General features: G+C 71.5%; 15 protein-coding genes and 1 riboswitch. Of the genes, 8 read left to right on the top strand and 7 right to left on the bottom strand.

Annotated features, from left to right (window positions below; translation table 11 throughout):
• Window positions 1-32: 32 nt before the first annotated feature.
• Window positions 33-776, bottom strand: coding sequence for an ion channel (locus AC1DIW_RS04575; protein ID WP_442279052.1), 744 nt, complete (start codon window positions 774-776; stop codon window positions 33-35).
• A gap of 102 nt (window positions 777-878) precedes the next feature.
• Between AC1DIW_RS04575 and kdpF the strand changes: the two genes are divergently transcribed.
• The 6 genes from kdpF to AC1DIW_RS04545 are packed head-to-tail and all read left to right on the top strand — an operon-like array spanning window position 879 to window position 8,673.
• Entirely contained in the window at window positions 879-965 is an 87-nt protein-coding gene (kdpF, locus tag AC1DIW_RS04570) for a K(+)-transporting ATPase subunit F (RefSeq protein ID WP_442279116.1), read from the top strand.
• Window positions 965-2,611: a potassium-transporting ATPase subunit KdpA gene (gene kdpA, locus AC1DIW_RS04565; RefSeq protein ID WP_478106621.1), complete on the top strand. Its 1,647-nt coding sequence runs from the start codon at window positions 965-967 to the stop codon at window positions 2,609-2,611. The genes kdpF and kdpA overlap by 1 nt, the downstream gene beginning before the upstream one ends.
• Window positions 2,608-4,758: a potassium-transporting ATPase subunit KdpB gene (gene kdpB / locus AC1DIW_RS04560; protein ID WP_478106620.1), complete on the top strand. Its 2,151-nt coding sequence runs from the start codon at window positions 2,608-2,610 to the stop codon at window positions 4,756-4,758. Before kdpA ends, kdpB begins: the two co-directional genes overlap by 4 nt.
• 5 nt (window positions 4,759-4,763) lie before the next feature.
• Window positions 4,764-5,345: a potassium-transporting ATPase subunit KdpC gene (kdpC, locus tag AC1DIW_RS04555; RefSeq protein ID WP_442279049.1), complete on the top strand. Its 582-nt coding sequence runs from the start codon at window positions 4,764-4,766 to the stop codon at window positions 5,343-5,345.
• A gap of 17 nt (window positions 5,346-5,362) precedes the next feature.
• Complete coding sequence (locus AC1DIW_RS04550; protein ID WP_478106619.1) at window positions 5,363-7,999, top strand: DUF4118 domain-containing protein; 2,637 nt, start codon at window positions 5,363-5,365, stop codon at window positions 7,997-7,999.
• Window positions 7,996-8,673 (top strand): response regulator, encoded by a 678-nt coding sequence (locus AC1DIW_RS04545; RefSeq protein ID WP_442279047.1) that lies wholly within the window; start codon window positions 7,996-7,998, stop codon window positions 8,671-8,673. Before AC1DIW_RS04550 ends, AC1DIW_RS04545 begins: the two co-directional genes overlap by 4 nt.
• 290 nt (window positions 8,674-8,963) lie before the next feature.
• On the opposite strand, the gene AC1DIW_RS04540 is transcribed toward AC1DIW_RS04545, so the two are convergent.
• Entirely contained in the window at window positions 8,964-11,897 is a 2,934-nt protein-coding gene (locus tag AC1DIW_RS04540; RefSeq protein WP_478106618.1) for an FtsK/SpoIIIE family DNA translocase, read from the bottom strand.
• A gap of 212 nt (window positions 11,898-12,109) precedes the next feature.
• Window positions 12,110-12,235, top strand: a riboswitch (SAM riboswitch).
• Window positions 12,236-12,271: 36 nt separating this feature from the next.
• On the opposite strand from AC1DIW_RS04540, the gene AC1DIW_RS04535 reads away from it, so the two are divergent.
• Window positions 12,272-13,693, top strand: a complete 1,422-nt coding sequence (locus AC1DIW_RS04535) for an aminotransferase class V-fold PLP-dependent enzyme (protein ID WP_478106617.1) — start codon at window positions 12,272-12,274, stop codon at window positions 13,691-13,693.
• A gap of 49 nt (window positions 13,694-13,742) precedes the next feature.
• Here AC1DIW_RS04535 and AC1DIW_RS04530 read toward each other — a convergent pair whose 3' ends face one another.
• From AC1DIW_RS04530 to AC1DIW_RS04510, 5 genes are all read right to left on the bottom strand, one after another.
• The gene (locus AC1DIW_RS04530) at window positions 13,743-14,828 is read right to left on the bottom strand and encodes an endonuclease/exonuclease/phosphatase family protein (RefSeq protein WP_478106616.1); all 1,086 of its coding nucleotides are present in this window, start codon (window positions 14,826-14,828) and stop codon (window positions 13,743-13,745) included.
• 1 nt (window position 14,829) lies between these two features.
• The gene (locus tag AC1DIW_RS04525) at window positions 14,830-16,515 is read right to left on the bottom strand and encodes a ribonuclease J (RefSeq protein ID WP_478106615.1); all 1,686 of its coding nucleotides are present in this window, start codon (window positions 16,513-16,515) and stop codon (window positions 14,830-14,832) included.
• Window positions 16,516-16,580: 65 nt separating this feature from the next.
• Window positions 16,581-17,483 carry a 4-hydroxy-tetrahydrodipicolinate synthase gene (gene dapA, locus AC1DIW_RS04520; protein WP_478106614.1) on the bottom strand — a complete coding sequence of 301 codons (903 nt, stop codon included), beginning with the start codon at window positions 17,481-17,483 and terminating at the stop codon, window positions 16,581-16,583.
• Between the two features lie 203 nt (window positions 17,484-17,686).
• The gene (locus tag AC1DIW_RS04515; protein WP_442279041.1) at window positions 17,687-18,166 is read right to left on the bottom strand and encodes a dihydrofolate reductase; all 480 of its coding nucleotides are present in this window, start codon (window positions 18,164-18,166) and stop codon (window positions 17,687-17,689) included.
• A 28-nt stretch (window positions 18,167-18,194) separates the two neighbouring features.
• Window positions 18,195-19,010, bottom strand: coding sequence for a thymidylate synthase (locus AC1DIW_RS04510; RefSeq protein ID WP_442279040.1), 816 nt, complete (start codon window positions 19,008-19,010; stop codon window positions 18,195-18,197).
• Between the two features lie 172 nt (window positions 19,011-19,182).
• Between AC1DIW_RS04510 and AC1DIW_RS04505 the strand changes: the two genes are divergently transcribed.
• A complete protein-coding gene (locus tag AC1DIW_RS04505) occupies window positions 19,183-20,163 on the top strand; it encodes a type IV toxin-antitoxin system AbiEi family antitoxin domain-containing protein (RefSeq protein WP_478106613.1) in 981 nt (326 codons plus the stop codon).
• The last annotated feature ends 63 nt before the right edge of the window (window positions 20,164-20,226 follow it).

Below are 20,226 nucleotides of genomic sequence, written 5' to 3'. Positions count from 1 at the left end.
ACACGGCATACGTCCTCGGAGACCGGCGCGACCTACTGGCGGAAGCGGGCGATGGTCAGGCCGACGAGGCGCGCGACGACGAGCGCGACGTAGAGCATGCCGGCGATCTGCTGCAGCAGCACGAAGGCGCGGGCGTGCGGCTCGACGGCGATGATGTCGGACAGGCCGGTGGAGGTCATCGTCGTGATCGAGAGGTAGAGCAGCTCGAACCACGTGCGCGTGCCGGGCGCGCCCTCGCCGTAGATCGTGAACGAGTGCGGCCACAGCATCTGCACGGCGACGTAGAGGTAGGCGAAGCCCCACGCCACGACGGTGAACGTCGCCCCGGTGGCATAGAGCTCGTCGCGGGTCACCCAGTTGTCGGCGAACATGTACCGCAGCAACCCGTAGCCCGTGTAGAAGTAGAAGAGCGCGTGCAGCAGCGCGCTCCAGAGGGCGACCGTCGTGTTGTCGGCCCAGACCGCCTCCGCGACCGTCAGCAGGACGACCGGCCCGCCGAGGAGCACGGCCACCCACGTCAGGGCCGGTGTCGCGCGCACGGCGCGCACGGCGAGGAAGAGCACGAGCAGGCCGATGAGGCCGAAGATGGCGCGACCGGTCTCACGGACGTCACCCGCCCTGGTCTCGACAAACGGGTAGGCCACGAGCGCCGCCAGCTGAGCGAAGAGCAGCATCGCGCACGGCAGCTCGGAAACCTTGCGGCGCAGGCGGTCCAGCCGGGACGGCGGCCCCGCACGACGGGGCGATGACGGCCAGAGCTCCAGCGACGCACTCACGTCCCGGACTCTAGTGGCGACCCCGTCAAGAACGCGTCAAGAGGCGTCAGCACCGGGTCAAACGCCCCGGGACCGGGACCGCCCGCGGCGTAGGAACGAGGCATGGTCACCAACATCCTCCTGGGCCTCGTGGCGCTCGCTCTGCTCGTCTACCTCGTCCACGTCCTCCTCCACGCGGATCGCTTCTGATGAGCGACACCGTCAGCGGGCTGCTCACGATCGCCGTCCTGGTGGCAGCCCTGGCGATCGTCCACGTGCCGCTCGGCAACTGGATGGCGAAGGTCTTCACCGATGAGAGGCACTGGCGGGGTGAGCGGCTCGTCTACCGTCTCGTTCGGGTGGATCCCACCTCGGAACAGCGCTGGACCACCTACGCCGTCGCCGTCGTCGCCTTCTCCGTCGTCGGGGTCGTGCTGCTGTTCCTCGTCCTCGTGCTCCAGAGCGTGCTGCCACTCGCTCGCGGCGCCGCGATGAACGTGGACACGGCGGTCAACACGGCCGTCTCGTTCGTGACGAACACCAACTGGCAGTCGTATGCCGGTGAGGCCGGGACGTCGCCGTTCGTGCAGACCGTGGGCCTGACCGTCCAGAACTTCGTCTCCCCGGCCGTCGGCCTGGCCGTGGCGGTTGCCCTCGTGCGCGGCCTCGTGCGCTCGAGCGGCGCGGCGCTCGGCAACTTCTGGGTCGACCTCGTGCGCGGACTGTTCCGTGTGATCGTACCGATCGCCCTCGTCGGCGCGGTCGTGCTGCTGCTCGGTGGCGTCATCCAGAACCTCACCGAACCGACGACGGTCACGACGCTCTCGGGCGGGCACCAGGTGATCCAGGGCGGCCTCGTCGCCTCGCAGGAGGCGATCAAGGAGCTCGGCACCAACGGTGGTGGCTACTTCAACGCCAACTCGGCGCACCCCTTCGAGAACCCCAACGCGTTCACCAACCTCGTCGAGATCTTCCTGCTCCTCGTCATCCCGTTCTCGCTGCCGCGCACCTACGGCGTCATGGTCGGCGACCGCCGCCAGGGCTGGACGGTCCTCGGCTTCATGGCGACCCTCTGGGTCCTCATGCTCAGCGTGGTCACGTGGTCGGAGGTGCACGCAGCGTCCGGCCCGCTGGCCGGGATGGAGGGCAAGGAGCTCCGCTTCGGCGTGTGGCCCTCGGCGCTCTTCGCGACGAGCACGACGGCCACGTCGACCGGGGCCGTCAACTCGATGCACGAGAGCTTCTCGGCGCTCGGGGGCGGTGGCGCGCTGTTCAACATGATGCTCGGCGAGCTGTCGCCGGGTGGCGTCGGCACGGGCCTCTACAGCGCGCTGCTCGTGGCCGTCCTCACGGTGTTCCTCGCCGGTCTCATGGTCGGGCGCACCCCCGAGCTGGTCGGCAAGCAGATCGGGCGTCGCGAGATCACCCTGACCGCCCTCGCCGTCCTCGTCATGCCGACCCTCGTCCTCGCCTTCACCGGTATCGGGATGGTGGCGCCTCTCGTGTCGTCACAGATGCTCGCCACGGGTCCGCACGGCCTCACCGAGGTCATGTACGCCTACACGTCCGCGGCGAACAACAACGGCAGCGCCTTCGCCGGGTTCTCCGCCGACACTCCCTACACCAACCTCACGCTGGCGCTGTGCATGTTCCTGGGCCGGTTCGCCCCCATCGTCTTCGTGCTCGCCCTGGCCGGCTCCCTTGTGGCACAACGTCGCCGACCGATCACCGCCGGCACGCTCCCCACCCACACCCCCACCTTCATCGGCTTGTTCGTCGGGGTGGCCGTCATCGTCGGCGGTCTCACCTTCTTCCCGGCCCTGGCCCTCGGTCCCCTCGCGGAGGCACTCTCATGACCCCCTCGTCGACGACGAAGTCGTCACGCACCACGCCCGGCAGCGAGCCGGCGTCCCGGCCCGCACGCGCTGGCCGCGAGGCCCTCATCCGGCCCGGCCGGTCGAGCACGACGTACGCGCAGCTCGCGCGGCAGCTCGTCACGACCTTTCCCCAGGCCGTCGCCAAGCTCGACCATCGTCACGTCTGGCGCAGCCCGGTCATGTTCGTCGTGTGGGTCGGCTCGGTGGTCACGACCGTCCAGGCTGTCGTCGACCCCTCGTGGTTCGCCTGGGCCGTCGCCGTCTGGCTCTGGGCCACGGTCCTCTTCGCCAACATGGCCGAGGCCGTCGCCGAGGGCCGTGGCAAGGCACAGGCGGCCACGTTGCGCGCCACCCGGAAGACCACCACGGCCCAGCGTCGACTCCCCGATGGTTCCCTCGAGACCGTCGCAGCGTCGGACCTCGCGATCGGCGACCTCGTCGTGGTCCGACCGAACGAGGTCATTCCCGGCGACGGCGACGTCGTCGAGGGCATGGCCACCGTCGACGAGTCGGCCATCACCGGCGAGTCCGCCCCGGTCATCCGCGAGTCCGGCGGTGACCGAAGCGCGGTCACCGGGGGTACGACCGTCCTGTCCGACGGGATCACCGTGCGCATCACGACCAAGCCCGGTGAGACCTTCATCGACCGGATGATCGCCCTCGTCGAAGGCGCCTCGCGTCAGAAGACCCCCAACGAGATCGCGCTCACGATCCTGCTCACCGTGCTGACGATCATCTTCCTGCTGGCCGTCATGGCGATGCAGCCGATGGCGATCTACTCAGGCCAGGCGCAGTCGCCGGTCGTGCTCGTCGCCCTGCTCGTCTGCCTGATCCCGACGACCATCGGTGCGCTGCTGTCGGCGATCGGCATCGCCGGAATGGACCGCCTCGTGCAGCACAACGTGCTCGCCATGTCCGGCCGCGCCGTCGAGGCCGCCGGCGACGTGTCGACGCTGCTGCTCGACAAGACCGGCACCATCACGTTCGGCAACCGTCGGGCGACCGAGCTCCTGGCCGCCCCGGGGCTCGACAACGGCGGGGTCACCCGGGCGGCATACGTCTCGTCACTCGCGGACGAGACCCCGGAGGGACGCTCCATCGTCGAGCTGGCCGCGTCGGCGCTCGACGCGCCGTCGCGAGAGGCGCTCGACCGGCTGCCCCGGGCCGGAGCCACCTTCGTCGAGTTCAGTGCCGCGACCCGGATGTCGGGCGCCGACCTGCCCGACGGCACGGCCTACCGCAAGGGCGCGGCAGACTCGGTCGCCCGGTGGGTGACGGGCCTCGGCGGCGAGATGCCGAGCGGCGTGCTCACCGAGGTCGACGGCATCGCGAGCTCCGGTGGCACCCCGCTCGCCGTCGCGGTGCGGGAGCAGGGCCGACCGCCTCGCGTGCTCGGCGTCATCCACCTCAAGGACGTCGTCAAGCCGGGCATGAAGGAACGCTTCGCGCAGCTGCGCGCCATGGGCATCAAGACCGTGATGGTCACGGGCGACAACCCGTTGACCGCCAGGTCGATCGCGGCCGAGGCCGGGGTCGACGACTTCCTCGCGGAGGCGACACCGGAGGACAAGATGGCGCTCATCAAGCGGGAGCAGCACGGGGGCCGGCTCATCGCCATGACCGGGGACGGCACGAACGACGCACCGGCGCTGGCGCAGAGCGACGTGGGCGTCGCGATGAACACCGGCACGTCGGCGGCCAAGGAGGCGGCCAACATGGTCGACCTCGACTCCGACCCGACCAAGCTCATCGACATCGTCTCCATCGGGAAGCAGCTGCTCATCACCCGCGGAGCCCTGACGACCTTCTCGATCGCCAACGACATCGCGAAGTACTTCGCCATCATCCCGGCGATGTTCGTCGTCCTCTTCCCCGGCCTCGACGCGCTGAACATCATGGGCCTCGCCTCGCCGAGATCGGCGATCGTCTCGGCAGTCATCTTCAACGCGCTCATCATCATCGCGCTGATTCCCTTGTCGCTGAAAGGTGTTCGTTATCGCGCGATCGGCAGCACGGAGCTCCTTCGGCGCAACATCCTCGTCTACGGCCTGGGCGGCATCATGGCCCCGTTCATCGGGATCAAGCTGATCGACCTCGTCGTGAGCCACCTCCCCGGAATGATGTGATCCCCGTGACCAGCACCCTGAACACGTTCGTCAAGCAGTCCCGGGCCGGCCTGCGCGCCATGCTCGTCTTCACCGTCCTCTTCGGCCTGCTCTACCCAGCCGTCGTCTGGGGCGTGGGGCGAGTCGTCGCTCCTGACCAGTCCGCCGGTTCGCTCGTCACCGTCGACGGCACGGTCGCCGGGTCGTCCCTCGTCGGGCAGCAGTGGACGGGCGCCCAGTGGTTCTGGGGCCGCCCGTCTGCCAGCAGCTACTCGGGCGACACGAGCGGGGGTTCGAACCTCTCCGGCTCCGCGCTCGGTGCCGAGGTCGCCAAGCGGGCGGCTGCCGCCGGACTCGACCCGGCCTCCTCACCGGCCGATGCCCTGACGGCCTCCGCCAGCGGGCTCGACCCGCACATCTCCCCCGCGTATGCCGCCGCCCAGGTTGCGCGCGTCGCCGCGGCCCGCGGACTCGACGTCGCCCGCGTGCGGGCGCTCGTGGCGGCGCACACCCAGGACCGGGTCGGCGGGTTCCTCGGCGAGCCACGCGTCAACGTCCTCGAGCTCAACCTCGCCTTGGAGCGCCTGACGGCGCCCGGCCACGGATGACCTGAGAGGATCGCGACATGGGGCGAGGCTCGCTGCGGATCTACCTCGGTGCGGCGCCGGGAGTGGGCAAGACCGTCGCGATGCTCGATGAGGCCCACCGTCGCCTCGACCGTGGCACCGACGTCGTCGTGGGCTACGTCGAGACGCACGGACGGCCGCACACCGCTGCGCTGCTCGACGGCCTCGAGGTGCTGCGGCGTCGCCAGGTGACCTACCGCGGAACCACCCTGACCGAGCTCGACGTCGACGCGGTCCTGGCCCGCCGTCCCCACGTGGTGCTCGTCGACGAGCTCGCTCACACGAACGTGCCCGAGGCCACCGGGCTCGGCGACGGGCTCGGCGACGGGCTCGGCGACGGGCTCGGCGACGGGCTCGGCGACGGGTCCGCCGCGGGCGAGGAGGGCGACGTCCACCCTGTGGGGCGACACGAGAAGCGCTGGCAGGACGTCGAGCAGATCCTCGAGGCGGGCATCGACGTCATCTCGACGGTGAACATCCAGCACCTCGAGTCGCTCAACGACGTCGTCGAGTCGATCACCGGCATACGGCAGCACGAGACGGTGCCCGACGAGGTCGTGCGGCGGGCGGACCAGGTCCAGGTCGTCGACATGTCACCCGAGGCCCTGCGCCGCCGGATGGCGCACGGCAACATCTACGGACCCGACCAGGTCGACGCCGCCCTGGCCAACTACTTCCGCGTCGGCAACCTCTCGGCCCTGCGCGAGATCGCGCTCCTGTGGCTCGCCGACCGCGTCGACGAGGCCCTCGAGCGCTACCGGGCCGACCAGGGCATCAGCGACCAGTGGCCGGCCCGCGAGCGGATCGTCGTCGCGCTGACCGGGGGCGCCGGCAGCGAGACGCTGCTCCGGCGCGGCGCCCGCATCGCGACCCGGGCAGCCGGCGGCGACCTCATCGCCTGCCACGTCCAGTCGGCAGAAGGCCTGGCCTCCACCGACCCGGCAGCGCTCGCGCGCCTCCGCAGGCTGGCGGGCGACCTCGGCGCCGAGTTCCAGAACGTCTCGGGCCCCGACGTGGCCGAGGCGATCCTCGACCATGCCCGTGGCGTCAACGCCACGCAGATCGTCGTCGGGGTCAGCCGCCGCAGCCGTTGGCAGCAGATCCTGCGACCGAGCATCGCCTCCGAGGTCGCGGACCGCTCCGGCGACATCGACGTCCACCTCGTCCCGCACGAGGGCTCAAAGGTCGGTCGCCGCAGCGCACGAGCCGCCGGCCTGCCCAGACGTCGTGTCCTCGGCGGGCTGCTGCTGGCCGTCGTCGCCCTCGTGGCCATGACCGCGGCGCTCGTCGCGACGCGCGGGGGCCACACCCTGTCGCTGGACCTGCTGCTCTACCTCGCACTGACCGTGGCCTGTGCCCTCGTCGGCGGCATCTGGCCCGCGCTCTTCTGCGCCGTCGTCGGCTCGCTCGTCGTCAACTGGTTCTTCACCGAGCCCCGGGGCACCCTGACCATCAGCGACGCACCGAACGCGCTGGCGCTCGCCGTCTTCGTCCTGGTGGCGATGGCGGTCTCCTCGGTCGTCAACGTCGCCGCCCGACGGACCGAGCAGGCGATCTCGGCAGAGCGCGAGTCGGCGGCCCTCGCGGCGATGAGCCGTGACCTGCTGGCCGAGCCCCGCCCCCTGCCGGCACTGCTCGAGCACGCTCGGGACGACCTCGGGATGCGGTCCGCCGTTCTCACCGAGTCGGGCGAGGACCGGCCGTCGACGGTCGTCGCCTCGACGGACCCGCTCCTGCCGGCTGGCAGCACCGTGCCGGCCGCGACGACGTGGGCGCTCGATGTCACCGTCGACGACGGCGTGCACCTGCTGCTCGACGGACCGCCCGTTGCTGCCGAGGACCAGCGCGTCGTCGGTGCCTACGCGGCCCACGCCGCCATCCTGCACGGACGCGAACAGCTCGTTCGAGCCGCACGCGAGGCCGCCGGACTGGCCCGCGACAACGCCGCCCGCACGACCCTGCTCGCCGCCGTCTCGCACGACCTACGCACTCCGCTCTCGAGCATCAAGGCCGGCGTGTCCACCCTGCGTCAGTCCGGCCTCGACCTGACTCCGGAGGACGAGGCCGAGCTGCTCGAGTCGATCGAGGAGAGCGCCGATCGCCTCGACGCCCTCATCGGTAACCTCCTCGACCTCTCCCGGCTGGAGACGGGGGCGGTGCGCCCCCACCACCACTCCGTCGACGTGCTCGATGCCGTCGTCTCCACGGTGCGCACGACGTCCGAGCCGGACCGCGTCGAGGTCGACCTCGAGGCGGACCTGCCCCTGGTCCGCGCTGACCTCGGCCTGCTCGACCGGGTGCTCGCCAATGTCGTCGAGAACGCCCTGAGGCACAGCGGCGACGCCGAGGTGCGCCTCACGGCGGGGCGCATCGCAGACACGGTGCAGCTGCGCGTCATCGACCGGGGCCCTGGGGTCGGTGATGCCGACAAGGAGCGGATCTTCGCTGCCTTCCAGCGGGCCGGTGACGCTCCGCAGGGCGACGGACTCGGCCTCGGGCTGGCCGTGGCCCGCGGACTCATGAACGTCATGGGGGGCTCCCTCGTGGCCGAGGACACCCCGGGAGGTGGCCTCACCATGCTCATCGAGCTGCCGCTCGCGCCTGCCCCCCAGGCCGCTCAGGAGGAGGAGACGTGACCCGAGTACTCGTCGTCGACGACGACCCACGGCTGCAGCGCACGCTGTCGATCGCCCTGCGGGCGCACGGCAACGAGGTCGTGACCGCCTCTGACGGCCGCACCGCGGTGCAGTCGGTGGCCGAGGACGCGCCCGACGTCGTCATCCTCGACCTCGGGCTGCCCGACCTCGACGGCACCGAGGTGCTGCGCCGCATCCGCGCCGCGTCGGTCGTGCCCGTCATCGTCCTGTCTGCCCGCCACGAGTCCGACGACAAGATCGAGGCCCTCGACCTCGGTGCCGACGACTACGTGACGAAGCCCTTCGGTGTCGAGGAGCTGCTGGCCCGGGTGCGGGCTGCGGTGCGGCGCGGCAGCGACCTCGGTCGGCACCTCGCGCCGGTCGTCACCGGCCACTTCACCCTCGACTTCGCCGAGCGGCGCGCGACGGTCGCCGGTGAGGACGTCCGGCTCACGCCGACGGAGTGGCGCCTGCTCGAGGCGCTGTGCCGGGAGCCCGGGCACCTCGTCCAACAGCAGGACCTGCTCCGCGCCGTCTGGGGTCCGTCCTACGGGCGAGAGTCGAACTACCTCCGCGTCTACGCCAACCAGCTGCGCCGCAAGCTCGAGCCCGACCCGGCCAGCCCGCGCCACCTGCTCACCGAGCCCGGCCTCGGCTACCGCTTCAACCCCTGACCCACTCAACCCCGACCGTCGAGAGGCCACATGTGGCCGCTTCGCCCCCGTCGAGAGGCCACGTGTGGCCGCCTTGCCCACGTCGAGAGGCCACATGTGGCCGCTTCGCCCCCGTCGAGAGGCCACGTGTGGCCGCCTTGCCCACGTCGAGAGGCCACGTGTGGCCGCCTCGTCACGGCTGATCCGCGCCACATCGGGCGAGTCGCCAACGGTTGGGAGGCGACCATTCGTGGCCCCTCGACCGTTGGGAGGCGACCATTCGTGGCCTCTCGACGGTTGAAGGGTGCGGGTCAGTAGCGCTCGCGGCCGCCGCGGTCGGTGAGGTTCCAGGCGTCCTCGGACTCCTCGTCGTCCTCGTCGACCGTGCGCGTCATGTCGCCCGGGGTCCACCGGGCCGTGGGCACCGCCGTCGTCTCGTCGTCGAGGCGCTGTTCGCCGCGCTGGGCGACGATGGCGGCCGTCCGCTGGGGCGCAGCGTCCGGCTCGGCGTCGTCGGCATACTGCGCCGAGACCTCCGGGGGTTCCACGTCGACGGGCGGGGCGGCATACGGCTCGGCGGGCTCGATGAAGTCGTCGATGTCGACGGGCTCGTTGGGGTGCGGCACGTCGTCGCCGCGCAGCAGCGCGAGCGTCTGCTCGAGGTCGTCCGGGCGCACGAGCACGTCACGGGCCTTGGAGCCCTCGCTCGGCCCCACCACCCCGCGCGACTCGAGCAGGTCCATGAGGCGGCCGGCCTTGGCGAAGCCGACGCGCAGCTTGCGCTGGAGCATCGACGTCGAGCCGAACTGCGTCGTGACGACGAGCTCGGTGGCCTGGAGCAGCACGTCGAGGTCGTCGCCGATGTCGTCGTCGATCTGCTTCTTGGGTGCCGCGACGGTGACGTTCTCGACGTAGTTGGGCTTGAGCTGGGTCGTGACGAACTTGACGACCTCGTGGATCTCGGACTCGTTGACCCACGCGCCCTGCACACGCATCGGCTTGCTCGCGCCCATCGGCAGGAAGAGCGCGTCACCCTGGCCGATGAGCTTCTCGGCGCCGGGCTGGTCGAGCACGACGCGGGAGTCCGCCAGGGACGAGGTCGCGAACGCCATGCGCGAGGGCACGTTGGCCTTGATCAGGCCGGTGACGACGTCGACCGAGGGGCGTTGCGTCGCGAGGACGAGGTGAATGCCGGCGGCTCGCGCGAGCTGCGTGATGCGCACGACCGACTCCTCGACGTCGCGCGGGGCGACCATCATGAGGTCGGCGAGCTCGTCGACGACGACGAGCAGGTAGGGGTAGGTCGTGATCTGGCGCTCGGACCCCGGCAGCGGCTTGACCTTGCCCGCGCGGACCGCCTTGTTGAAGTCGTCGACGTGCTTGAACCCGAACGCCGCGAGGTCGTCGTAGCGCTGGTCCATCTCCTTGACGACCCAGGCGAGCGCCTCGGCCGCCTTCTTCGGGTTCGTGATGATCGGCGTGATGAGGTGCGGGATGCCTTCGTATGCCGTGAGCTCGACGCGCTTCGGGTCCACGAGGATGAGGCGCACCTCTTCAGGCGTGGCGCGCATGAGGATCGAGGTGATCATCGAGTTGACGAAGCTCGACTTTCCGGAGCCCGTGGCTCCGGCGACGAGCAGGTGCGGCATCTTCGCGAGGTTGGCGATGACGTAGGCGCCCTCGACGTCCTTGCCCACACCCATGACCATCGGGTGCTCGTTGCCGCGCGCCGTGTGGCTGCGCAGCACGTCGCCGAGCGAGACGTTCTCGCGGTCGAGGTTGGGGATCTCGATCCCGATGGCGGACTTGCCGGGGATCGGGCTGAGGATGCGGACGTCGGCCGAGGCGACGGCATACGCGATGTTCTTCGACAGGGCTGTGACGCGCTCGACCTTGGTACCTGAGCCGAGCTCGACCTCGTAGCGCGTGACCGTCGGGCCGCGCGTGAAGCCCGTGACGGCGGCGTCGATGTCGAACTGGTCGAAGACGTTGGTCAGGGACTCGACGACACGGTCGTTGGTCTCGCTGCGCGTCTTGTGCGCCGGGCCTGGCGTCAGCATCGCCGGGTCGGGCAACCGGTAGGTGATGTCGCCGCCGAGGCTCAGCTGCTCGACCCGCGCCGGCAGCTCCGACATGGGCGGCGGGATGAGCTCGGCCTTGGGGCCGATCTTGCTCGTGTCGGGGGCGCCGAGGGTCTTCGGGTCCGTCGCGTCGATGACCTTCTCGCGGCCCTTGTCGCCGCTCATCTCGCCGCCGGGGCGCGGCGCCAGCAGGCCGGGCGGGGTCGCGCGCTTCTCGCCGGGGCGCGGCCCCGTGGCGCCCTCGTCCTCGAGGGCCTTCTGGGCTGCCTGGCGGAAGGCCTCGTCGCCGTCGCGCTCGGACAGGTCCACGGGCTTGCGGCGGGCGCGCTTGACGGCGGCCGCCGGGGCGTCGTCGGCGTCGTCGTGCTGGTCGTCCTCGTGGCCCCGGTCGATGACGAGGGCCCGGAGCTGACGCATCCGGGTCGGGATCATGTTGACCGGGGTGGCCGTGACGACGAGCAGGCCGAAGAGGCCGAGCATGATGAGCAGGACGACCGCACCGTAGGTGGAGACGGCCGCGGCGAGCGGGCTCGACGCGAGGAAGCCGAGGATGCCGCCGGCGGCACGCATGCCGTCGGCGCCGTCGGGCGGGTTGGGGATGCCGTCGGCGAGGTGCGACAGGCCGCACGCAGCGAAGGTCAGCGCGATGGTGCCGACGACGACGCGGTTGGTGGCGGCGTCGTCCTGGGGGGCGCGCAGCATGCGCAGGCCGAGGGCGATCAGGACGAGCGGCACGGCATACGCGACGCGACCGAAGGTGCCGGCGAAGACCGCGTGCACGACGTCGCCGAAGGTGCCGGAGACGCCCCACCACTCGCGGGCGGCGACGACGACGGCCAGCGCGATGAGGGCGAAGCCGATGCCGTCGCGGCGGTGCTCCGGCTCGAGGTCCGCGGCGCTGTGGCCCACGCGACGCACCGCTCCCCCGGCCAGGTGCGAGACGCCCATCCACGTGTTGCGCATCGCGCCGAGCGGGAAGGGCAGGCCACCGCCCCGGGCCTTGGACGCGGCCTTGGCGGCCGGTTTGCGGGCGGCGGGCTTGCGCTGCGCGGGCCGGGTCGAGCGGGCTGCGGGCGGGCGCGACGTGGCACCGCCCGAGGACCCCTTGGCGCGTGTGGCCGCGGTGGTGCTCGAGCGCTGGCTGCTGGACGGACGTGACGCCATGGTGGCACCGTACGTCAACGCGCTGCTGAACTCACGCGTCACACGCGCAACAGCGGTGGCCGGTCTGCGGGGTTCGAGGAGAGCTTCCGTATGCCGAGTGCGTGGCTCGCGTGGGTCGCCGCCCGGCCGCGCCTCGGATGTCGTCTCAGATCGCGACATCCCGGTACCGACTGGTGGACAGACGGCTGGTGCGGCCCCTATCGTCCTTGCCAGGTCATGAGTGCCAGTGACAAGCCCCGGCTCGCTGGCCAGCAACCCTCCTCCGCGGTGGGGTGCTCCGGGTGACGACCAGGCCACCCTCGGTCCGAACGTGCGATCGAGGTCGGCAAGCGCGGACCCGCACCGGGTGGGTCCCATGACCCAGGAGCACTGGCATGTCGGTCCTGTCCTCGACCCGTCCCTCTTCCCACCCCGCCGCTCACCCGGCGTCCTCGCCCTGTGGCGGGACGTCGGCACCGGTCGTGCGCAGCCGTGCGCTGCACGTCGTGCCCGAGGCGCGCACGCTGCCCACCGTCGTCGGCGCGGGGCTGCGCGTCCCGACGCTCCACGGCGACGCGGCATACGCCAACCTCGACCACGCCGCCTCGACGCCCGCGCTCGAGACGGTCAAGGCGGCCGTCGACCGCGCGCTCGAGACCTACTCCTCCGTGCACCGCGGCGCGGGCTTCGCCTCACGGCTGACGAGCGCGTGGTACGAGCAGGCCCGCGAGGAGGTCGCGGCGTTCGTCGGCGCCCGGGAGAGCGACTCGGTCGTCTTCACCCGCTCGACGACGGACTCGTGGGCGCTGCTCAGCAAGGCGCTGCCGAGTCGCACGACGGTCTTCGTCTTCGGCACCGAGCACCACTCGACGCTGCTGCCGTGGGGGCGCTTCCGCACGGTGCGCCTCCCCGTCCCGCAGACCGTCGAGGACGCGCACCTCCTGCTCGAGGAGGCGTTGACGGACCACCCGTCGCGCCACCGCCTCGTCGTCGTCGCCGCGGCGTCCAACGTCACCGGCGAGGTGTGGCCCGTCGAGCGTCTCGCCGCCCTCGCCCACGGGCACGGTGCCCGGATCGCCGTCGACGCGGCCCAGCTGTCGGCGCACCGCACCATCGACCTCGCCGCGTGGGACGCCGACTACGTCGCGTTCTCGGGCCACAAGACGTATGCCCCCTACGGCGCGGGGGTGCTCGCCGGGCGCGCCGACTGGCTCGACGCCGGGCACCCCTACCTGCTCGGCGGTGGCGCGACCCGGTCGGTGACCGAGGACGGCACGACCTGGGCGACCGGCCCGGCGCGCCACGAGGGCGGCAGCCCCAACGTCCTCGGCGCGATCGCCCTCGCGGCGGCGTGCTCGACCATCGCCCGCCACCGCGAGGCCATCGAGGAGCACGAGTCCCGCCTGCTTGACCGGCTGCGCACCGGGCTCGACGAGGTGGCCGGTGTCGAGGTCCTCTCGATCTTCGGCGACGACAGCGACCGCGTCGGCGTCGTGGCCTTCACCGTCGAGGGCTGGGACTCCTCCCTCGTCTCGCAGGTGCTCTCCGTCGAGCACGGCATCGGCGTGCGCGACGGCAAGTTCTGCGCCCACCTGCTCGTCGACGAGCTCCTCGAGGACCCGTGGGGCGAGCGCCCGGCCACGGCCGTCCGCGCGAGCATCGGCCTCGGCAGCACCCGCGAGGGCGTCGAGCGGCTCGTCGCCGCCGTCGCCCGGCTGGTCGAGCACGGCACCGACGCGGTGTGGACCCGCACCGGTGGCAGCTGGACGGTCGAGGGCACCGACCCGCGCGACGTCGAGGTCGCCCGTCCCTGGTGACCCCCGGCGGGTGCTCCTGCCCCATGTCGCGCGTCAGCGCGTCAGCGCGTCAGCGCGCCGGCAGGTGGTAGCTCGCCCACACGGCCGCGTGGTCGGCCCGGTTGAACGCCACCTGACCGGCCGCGACGACCGTCAGGCGCCGGCTCAGCAGGTGGTCGAGCTGCACGAACGGCGGCAACCGGTTGCCCGCGAAGGGCCAGGTGCGCACCCAGCCCTGACCGTCGGTGCGCTGGGCGTCGTCGAGTCCCTCCGCAAGGTCACGGAAACCGGGGTGACCGAAGCTCGCGTTGAAGTCGCCCGCCATGACGACAGGCTGGTCGCCGGCGAGGTGCTCCTTCCACGCCTGGAGAGCGCTCAGCCCCGCGCGCCACTGGGCGGTGTCGCCCTGGAGCGGCGCCGTGGGGTGCGCGACCTTGAGCCGCACCGTGCCCTCCGGCGCCGTGACGTCGACCTCGGGCTGCACGCTCTGCGTGGCCTCGACCGTCGCGTCGGTGCCGGGGTTGCGCATCGAGAGCGGGTAGCGCGACAGGATCATCGTCCCGGTGAACGTGCTGGCCCGCGCGATCCCCTCGCGATGGGTGAAGTAGTCGCTCGCACCCTCGGCGTCGAGCCGTCGCATGATCGCGGGCGTCGCCTCCGTGACGACGAGGACGTCGACGTCGTGGAACCGCACGGCGTCCATGAGCTGCCCGGCGTTGGCGGAACCGATCCACGTGTTCGCCGACATGACCGTGAGGTCGCGGCTGGCCTTCGGGGAGGAGGTCGCCCGGAAGGCGGGCGCCGCGACCGTCGCAGCGACGACGAACGCGACGACGACCGGGATCAGCATCCGCCACCGGCGCAGCACCAGGGTCGCGACGGCGAGCAGTCCCAGGCCGACGACGACGAACGGCCCTGCCGTCTGGAGCACGACGACGAGGTATGCCGTCGAGTCGTACCAGCGCAACGCCCCGACCGCGACGAGCACGAGCAGCAGGACCCCGATGACGACGTCGAGCCAGAGCCGACGACCCCGGCGGCCGGGGAACTCGTGCCGGCCGCCGCGCGAGGAGCCCGGCGTGTCGCCCTGTGGGGCGCGGTCCGCGCGGTGCGCGTCGGCGCGTGCGGTCCCCCCGTCGACCTCCTGCACCGTCACCTCAGGCCTGCAGCACGACCGGGATGATCATCGGGCGGCGGCGGATCTTGCCCCCGACCCAGGAGCCGACCGCGCGGCGGATGACCTGCTGGAGCTGCTGGTCGTCCCGGACCCCCTTGGCGACGGCCTCCTCGATGGCCCGCTCGACCTTGGGGATGACCTGCTGGAAGACCTCGTCGTCCTCGACGAACCCGCGGGCCGTGATCTCCGGGCCGCTCGCGATCTTGCCGGTGGCCGCGTCGAGCACGACGACACAGGTGATGAAGCCCTCGTCGCGCAGGATGCGGCGGTCCTTGAGCAGGGCCTCGTCGGCGCCGCCCACGCTGCTGCCGTCGACGTAGACGTAGCCGCACTCGACGACACCGACGACCGACGCCTGTCCGTCGACGAGGTCGACCACGACGCCGTCCTCGGCCAGCACGACGTTGTCCTCGTGGACGCCGGAGGCGATGGCGAGCTGGGCGTTGGCGTACATGTGCCGCCACTCGCCGTGGACCGGGAGCACGTTGCGCGGCTTGACGATGTTGTAGCAGTAGAGCAGCTCGCCGGCGCTGGCGTGGCCGGAGACGTGCACCTTGGCGTTGCCCTTGTGCACGACGGTGGCGCCGAGGCGCATCAGGCCGTTGATGATGCGGTAGACGGCGTTCTCGTTGCCGGGGATGAGGCTGCTCGCCAGCAGCACCGTGTCGCCGGGGCCGACGTCGATGCGGTGCTCGCGGTTGGCCATCCGCGACAGGGCGGCCATCGGCTCGCCCTGGGAGCCGGTGCAGATGAGGACGAGCTCGTCGTCGCGCAGGCTGTCGATCTTCTTGATGTCGACGAGGATGCCGTCGGGCACCCTGAGGTAGCCGAGCTCGGCCGCGATGCCCATGTTGCGCACCATCGAGCGCCCCACCATGGCCACCTTGCGGCCGGCCTTCTCGGCCGCGTCGAGCACCTGCTGGACGCGGTGCACGTGGCTGCTGAAGCACGCGACGATGATCCGGCGCTCGGCGTGGCGGAAGACCTTGTCGATGGCGGGCGCGATCTCGAGCTCGGGCGTCGTGAAGCCGGGGACGTCGGCGTTCGTCGAGTCGGTGAGGAAGAGGTCGACGCCCTCCTCGCCGAGCCGGGCGAAGGCGCGGAGGTCGGTCAGGCGTCCGTCCAGGGGCAGCTGGTCCATCTTGAAGTCGCCGGTGTGCAGCAGGGTGCCGGCCTCGGTGCGCACGAAGACGGCGAGCGCGTCGGGGATCGAGTGGTTGACGGCGACGAACTCGAGGTCGAAGACGCCGAGCTTCTCGCGCTGCCCCTCCTTCACGGCCATGGTGTAGGGCCGGATGCGGTGCTCCTTGAGCTTGGCCTCGATGAGGGCGAGGGTCAGCGTGGAGCCGATGATCGGGATGTCGCCCTTGAGCTTGAGCAGGTAGGGCACCGCGCCGATGTGGTCCTCGTGGCCGTGCGTGAGGACGATGGCCACGATGTCGTCGAGCCGGTCGGCGATGTAGCTGAAGTCCGGGAGGATGAGGTCGACACCGGGGTGGTGGTCCTCGGGGAAGAGCACGCCGCAGTCGATGACGAGGAGCTTGCCCTTCGTCTCGAGCACGGCCATGTTGCGTCCGACCTCGCCGAGCCCACCGAGTGCGACGACCCGCAGGCCGTTGTCGGGGAGGGCTGGGGGCGTGGTCAGCTCGGGGTGCGGATGGCTCACAGGTGTCCTGTCATTCGGTGGTGCTGCCGGGCCGTCGAGGGCTCCGGTCGGAGGTCATGGGGCGGTCACCCGACCGCCGGGGGCGCCGGGACCGCGGCGATCGCCTCGCGCACGAGCCTGGTCTGCACCTCGTCCGCGGGCACGAGCGGCAGCCGCACGGCCGGAGAGTCGATGAGTCCCTGGGCGGCCAGGCCCGCCTTGGCCATGATCGCGCCCTGGGTGACGTTCATGACGGCATTGACGAGCGGGACGAGGCGACGGTGCACCGCGCGGGCATCGTCCCAGCGCCCCGCGACGACGGCGTCGGCCATCTCGCGGTAGGCGCCGGGCGCGACCTGGGAGGTGACGCCGACGAAACCGACGGCGCCGTTGACGAAGTGCGCGAGGTTCATCGCGTCGTCGCCGGAGTACCAGTCGAGGCCGGTCTCCTGCATCATCTCGCCGGCGAACCAGAGGTCGCCGCGGGCGTCCTTGACCGCGGTGATGCGGTCGTGCTCGGCGATGCGCAGGTAGGTCTCGCGGGCGATGGCGATGCCCGAGCGGCCCGGGATGTCGTAGACCATGACGGGCAGGTCGCTGGCGTCGGCGAGCGCCGTGAAGTGGGCGACGAGCCCGGCCTGCGGTGGTTTGTTGTAGTACGGCGTGACGGCCAGGACAGCGTCCGCGCCGGCCTTCTGGGCCAGGCGCACCGACTCGATGCTCTTGGCGGTGTCGTTGCTGCCGGCGCCGGCGATGATGACGCAGCGGTCCCCGACAGCACCGATGACGGCGCGGAGCAGCTCGTCCTTCTCGTCCGCCGACGTCGTGGGCGACTCACCGGTCGTGCCCGAGACGACGAGGCCGTCGTGCCCCGAGTCGACGAGGTGCGTCGCGACCCGCTGGGCGGCGTCGAAGTCGATCGAACCGTCAGGCCGCATGGGCGTGACGATCGCCGAGAGGACACGTCCGAGGGCGGGTGCGTCAGGCATGCGCCCAAGGTTAGCGCCCGGGCCTCCGCGCTCGGCGCCGCGCCCACGTCGGGCGCGCCAGCGTGCCGGTCACGGGCATACAAGAGGCGAGGCACTACTCGCTCGGGGGTCCGAGTAGTGCCTCGCCACCCCCTCCATCGCGGGCGGTCGACGGGCGTTACAGCCCGGACCGATGTTTTTTGGGGCAGCGTGCGTATGCCGTGTCAGCGGCGCCGCTCGTAGGTGACCCAGGCGAAGCCGGGGTGCTCGTCGCGCGCCGTCTCGGTCCAGTGGGCGGGGTCGATCTGCGGGAAGGTGACGGAACCGTCCGGGGACTGGTCGACCTCGGTCACGAGGAGGCGGGCGGCATACGCCATCGCCTGGCGGTAGACCTCTCCCCCGCCGACGACGAAGACCTGCTCGGCGTCGGCGACGAGCTCGAGCGCATCGTCGAGCGAGTGCGCGACCTCGACGCCGGGCGCGGCCCAGTCACGCTGCCTGGTCACGACGATGCTGCGCCTACCGGGCAGCGCGCCCATCGAGTCGAAGGTGCGCCGGCCCATGACCATCGGGTGGCCCATCGTCGTGCGCTTGAAGAACTTGAGGTCCTCCGAGAGGTGCCACGGCATGGTCAGGCCGTCCCCGATGACCCCGTTGCGCCCGACGGCGGCGATCATGGTCACGTTCGGCCAGGCAGTCGTCATGGCGCCAAGGCTCCCAGACGGACGCGGTTCAGACGGCGATGGGTGCCTTGATGCCCGGCTCGGCGACGTAGTCGACGAGCTCGAAGTCGTCGAGGTCGAAGTCGTCGATGTTCGTCTTGCCGGGCGTGATGCGCATCGTCGGCAGCGGGTGCGGCGTGCGGGTCAGCTGCAGCCGCGCCTGGTCGAGGTGGTTGAGGTAGAGGTGCGCGTCGCCGAGGGTGTGCACGAACTCCCCGGGCTCGAGGTCGGTCAGCTGGGCGACCATCTGCGTCAGCAGGGCGTAGCTCGCGATGTTGAAGGGCACGCCGAGGAAGATGTCGGCGCTGCGCTGGTAGAGCTGGCACGAGAGGCGCCGGCGACCGTCGGACCCGGGCGGCGAGACGTAGAACTGGAACATCGTGTGGCAGGGCGGCAGGGCCATGTCGTCGACGTCGGCGACGTTCCACGCCGAGACGATGAGGCGCCGGCTGTCGGGGTTGGTCCGGATCTGCTCGATGACCTTGGCGATCTGGTCGACGCGGCGGCCGTCGGGGGTGGGCCACGACCGCCACTGGTAGCCGTAGATGGGGCCCAGGTCGCCGGTGACGGGGTCGGCCCACTCGTCCCAGATCGAGATGCCGCGCTCCTGGAGCCAGCGCACGTTGGTGTCGCCGCGGAGGAACCAGAGCAGCTCACCGATGATCGAGCGCAGGTGCAGCTTCTTCGTCGTCATCGCCGGGAAGCCGTCTGCGAGGTCGAAGCGCATCTGGTGGCCGAACACGCTCAGGGTGCCGGTGCCGGTCCGGTCGGACTTCTCCTGGCCGTGGGTCAGGACGTGGTCGAGGAGGTCGAGATACTGCCGCACGGTCCGCAGCCTAACCCCGCTAAGTGACGCCGCGTCGGAGCGCGCCCGGCGCTTCGACGCTGTGTGCAGAGATCGGGGTCCTGGCAACGACTGGTGCACACAGCGCCTCCCCCGGAGTCTCCGGTGTGGATGACTGGGGCCGTTCGCACGCCAACCTCGGCACGCTGGGCACATGCGCGCCGACCGGGTCCTGGAGCAGTTGCCGCGGCTACGCGCCCAGGTTGGCGGTCAGGCGGGTCTGCTCACCCGGGTTCAGGCGCACCGCGCCGGCATCAGCGACGAGGCCATCCGCTGGGCGGTGACCTCCGGCCGCTGGGCCGCGCCCCATCCGGGGGTCTACCTGACGCTGCCGGGTCGCGACGACTGGGAGGTCCGCGCTGTCGCAGCGCTGCTCTTCGTCGGGACCCCGGTGGCGCTTGCCGGACCCAGCGCGGCCTTGGCGTGGGGTTTGGAACGGCGCGAGCCGGACGCGGTCCACGTGGTGGTGCCGGCCGGGCGGAGGGCGAGCACCCGTGCCGGCATCCAGGTCACGCGGTCGAGGCGATTCGCCGACCGGGTCGACGACTGGGCGTGGCCCCACCGCACCACCGTCCCGCACACCGTCCTCGACCTCGGCATGCGGACGCCCCTCGACCGGGTGCTCGGTCTCGCGACGCTCGCCTGCCAGCGTCGGCTCACTGACGAAGCCCGTCTCGCGGCGGCCCTACAGGAACGCCCCGACCAGACGCATCGGGCCCTGCTCCGCGAGTGCCTCGCCGACGTCGGCGCGGGAGCCGAGAGCCCGGCGGAGGTGCGCTTCATCCGCGATGTCGAGCGGGCCCACGGACTACCGACGGCGCTGCGTCAGTACCACCTCGGCGAGCGCAGGCGGTGCGACAACCTCTACCTCGCCGAGCAGCTCGTGCTCGAGGTGGACGGCAGGCTCGGGCACGAGGGGTGGGGCGCCCGGGTCCGCGACCCCGACGGTATACGAGACCGGAAGTCGGCGCGACATGGCCTGTTGACGGTCCGGGCGTTCTGGTCCGACGTCGCCGTGACTCCGTGTGACCTGGCGGCGGAGCTCGGCGAGCTGCTGCGTGCCCGCGGCTGGACGGGATCAGTCGTGCCGTGCAGGCGGCGAGACTGCACGATCGTGGGGCGGAAGGCGGCGTGACTCACCGTCGTGTGTGCACCGGTCGGGGCCAGGACGCCGATTAGTGCACACAGCGCTGGTGAG

This window comes from Terrabacter sp. 01T434 (assembly GCF_056398545.1).
This window is presented reverse-complemented; position numbering and strand designations above follow the sequence as displayed.

Coding starts and splice junctions, on each gene's coding strand:
- kdpA (WP_478106621.1), top strand. CDS start 965: ATGAGCGACACCGTCAGCGGGCTGCTCACGATCGCCGTCCTGGTGGCA.
- kdpB (WP_478106620.1), top strand. CDS start 2,608: ATGACCCCCTCGTCGACGACGAAGTCGTCACGCACCACGCCCGGCAGC.
- AC1DIW_RS04540 (WP_478106618.1), bottom strand. CDS start 11,897: ATGGCGTCACGTCCGTCCAGCAGCCAGCGCTCGAGCACCACCGCGGCC.
- kdpF (WP_442279116.1), top strand. CDS start 879: ATGGTCACCAACATCCTCCTGGGCCTCGTGGCGCTCGCTCTGCTCGTC.
- AC1DIW_RS04505 (WP_478106613.1), top strand. CDS start 19,183: ATGCGCGCCGACCGGGTCCTGGAGCAGTTGCCGCGGCTACGCGCCCAG.
- AC1DIW_RS04515 (WP_442279041.1), bottom strand. CDS start 18,166: ATGACGACTGCCTGGCCGAACGTGACCATGATCGCCGCCGTCGGGCGC.
- AC1DIW_RS04535 (WP_478106617.1), top strand. CDS start 12,272: ATGTCGGTCCTGTCCTCGACCCGTCCCTCTTCCCACCCCGCCGCTCAC.
- dapA (WP_478106614.1), bottom strand. CDS start 17,483: ATGCCTGACGCACCCGCCCTCGGACGTGTCCTCTCGGCGATCGTCACG.
- AC1DIW_RS04550 (WP_478106619.1), top strand. CDS start 5,363: ATGGGGCGAGGCTCGCTGCGGATCTACCTCGGTGCGGCGCCGGGAGTG.